This is a genomic window from Bradyrhizobium rifense, assembly GCF_008123425.1.
GTDB classification, from domain to species: Bacteria; Pseudomonadota; Alphaproteobacteria; order Rhizobiales; family Xanthobacteraceae; genus Bradyrhizobium; species Bradyrhizobium rifense.
Window position 1 is genome coordinate 1 of sequence record NZ_VSSS01000003.1, and the last position, 970, is coordinate 970.

A 970-nucleotide genomic window follows, 5' to 3' on the forward strand; every position below is an offset into this window, starting at 1 on the left:
AGATGTGTATAAGAGACAGTCGCTGACGAGAGCCGCAATTGCGGCATGGCTGTCCTGGCGCCGCAGATAGCCCTGATAGCGCAGCTTTTCCGCACAGGTCAGCAGTTCTGGATTGATCGTCGTCGCTCCGATTGCGGTTCGGATTCTGTTCATGGAGCGGCGCACCGCATCAAGGAAGGCCGCGCTCGCATTTTCCATCAGATGCCAGCGGTCGGCGACTTGGATGGCGTTCGGCAGCGCCTTGGCTGCTGCCTCGCCGTATCCACCACCGCGATCTCGCGACACAATGTTGATCGCTGGGTGCTTCGATAGCCACGCCCGAACGGTCGCAGTTTCCCTGTCGGGCAGCAGGGTAACGATCCGCCGACGCTCCAAATCGCACACGATCGTCCCGTATCGATGGTTTCTCCGGAACGCCCAGTCATCGATGCCCACGACAAGCAATGGATCTGTCGGCATCGCCGTCCGCCGGCGGACCACCCGCAGCAAGGTATCGTTGCTGACAGGCAGCATGAGCCGCTTGGCAAAGCTTGCCGCCGGCCGGCCGCCGAGCGCCAACCCCAAGTGATGGACGATGTATTCCAGCCGTGCCGTCCGGCGCCGTCGAAGCGGGACGATGTCTTCTCCGAACCGCTCCGCGAAGATCCGCCGGCGGCAATGCGGCACCTCACATGTGAAGCGCCGCGTGAGCAATCGGAGGCGCACCTTTCTGCCCGCTGATGGCAAATCGGCCACGTGCCGGATGTAACGGCTATGGATTCTGCGCGACGCTGTCGCGCACAAAGGGCACTGGGCCTCCGCAGCCTCTGACCGAACAGCCAGAATAACCGAATCCTCTGAATCACTTACGCCATCAAACGCCAAACCACTCGGTACTAGCGATGAAATTCGAAAGCCTGTCCGCATGGCGCCGATTCTCCGTTGAAGAACCACAGTCGCCGGCCAACTTCATCAGAAATGAGTCAGAGCC

1 protein-coding gene is annotated in these 970 nt (G+C 61.0%); it reads right to left on the reverse strand.

What is annotated here, in order from left to right:
• Nucleotides 1-906: ISL3 family transposase (locus FXB40_RS01200; protein WP_148770348.1), on the reverse strand; the 906-nt coding region annotated here is incomplete at its 3' end.
• Nucleotides 907-970: the final 64 nt, after the last annotated feature.